The sequence below is a fragment of the Otoolea muris genome, assembly GCF_943193115.1.
Classification (GTDB): domain Bacteria; phylum Bacillota; class Clostridia; order Lachnospirales; family Lachnospiraceae; genus Otoolea; species Otoolea muris.
In genome coordinates this window covers 1-1,341 of record NZ_CALPCY010000152.1, presented here as the reverse complement: position 1 = coordinate 1,341, position 1,341 = coordinate 1, and the positions used below count along the sequence as shown (strand labels likewise).

Here is a 1,341-nt window from a genome sequence, read left to right as displayed (position 1 = left end):
CGCCGATTTGCCGCCCCTGATTACCCGGTCAATTTTCCCGGCCCCGTAGTTCTGCGCGGTAAAGTTCGTCATGGCCTGCCCCAAATTCAGGGCGGGCATTTCCGCAAAGGAATCCACCTTGGAGGCCGCAGCATACGCAGCCATACAATCGGTTCCAAAGCCATTGATTAGAAACTGTATGGACATAAAACCAACGCTTACAAATACCTGTTGCAGCATGGCGGGCGTTCCGATCACCAGACTTTTCTTCAACTCGTGGCGGTCAAGCTGTAAATCCCAAAGTCGGATAAACAGGTCGGGGTAACGCCGCCGCATGTAAAGCATACAGGTAATGAATGAAAAAGCCTGCGCGGTCACGGTCGCAACCGCAGCCCCGGCCACACCCCATTTCAGGGCGGTAATGAAGAAAATATCCAGCACGATATTGATAAGCGTTGCCGCAATCAGAATATAAGTCGGTGTCTTGGAATCCCCGACGCCTCTAAGGATATTCGTCAGGGAATTGTATGCGAATGTGGGGATCACACCGATAAATATAATCTTCAAGTAAGTATCTGCTATCGTCAGCAGATTTTCAGGCACCCGGAACAGCACTAAAATCTGATAGGAAAAGCAGGCACCGGCTGCCGCTATGACAAGGGAAAGAACCGCTGAAAACAGAAAGCCGGTATCAACCACCTTTTTCACCTGCCGCATATCTCTGGCTCCAAAGTAACGGGAGGTCAGGACGCTTGCGCCCAGAGAAATCCCCGTGGACAGCGCAATCAGCAGGAAATTGATCTGATAGCTGAATCCCACCGCCGCAAGGCTTTCTTTCCCCAAAAAGTTTCCGACAATCACGCTGTCGGCCACGTTATAAAGCTGCTGAAATAAGTTTCCTACCAGAATCGGCAGGGAAAAGTAAAAGATCGTTTTCAGCTCGCTTCCCTGTGTTAAATCTTTCATTGACATTCTCCTGTGTTTCCGTGCAAGTCACCATGTTGTTGTAATATCTCTTTTAGCTTTATCAGCAGACAGTCCATTTCCTGATCCGTTCCCACCGCAATACGGAGGTAATCGGAAATGCGCTCCGGCTTGGAAAAATGGCGCACATAAATCCCAGCGGCCCGCAGGCTTTCGTAAATCACACCGGCCTTTACAGACGGGTGCGTAACGAACAGAAAATTGCTTTTGGAATCCTGAAAGGAAAAGCCTAACTGCTTCAATTCCCGCTTTATACGCTCTCTGGTTGCGATAATCAGGGCGTTTGTTCGCTCAAAGTATTCCCTGTCCCGGACTGCCGCCGCGCCCAGTGTTTGCGTCAGGCGGTTCATGGTATAAGAGTTAAAGGAGTTCCTGACA

Annotated in this window: 2 protein-coding genes; both read right to left on the bottom strand. The window is 49.9% G+C overall.

Annotated features, from left to right (window positions below; genetic code table 11):
* Window positions 1–945 (bottom strand): MATE family efflux transporter (locus NFS31_RS26750; RefSeq protein WP_251502128.1); only part of this gene is annotated, 945 nt, incomplete at its 3' end.
* On the bottom strand, window positions 942–1,341 hold a 400-nt coding region (locus NFS31_RS26745; protein ID WP_251502125.1), incomplete at its 5' end, for an aminotransferase class I/II-fold pyridoxal phosphate-dependent enzyme. The genes NFS31_RS26745 and NFS31_RS26750, both read right to left, overlap by 4 nt.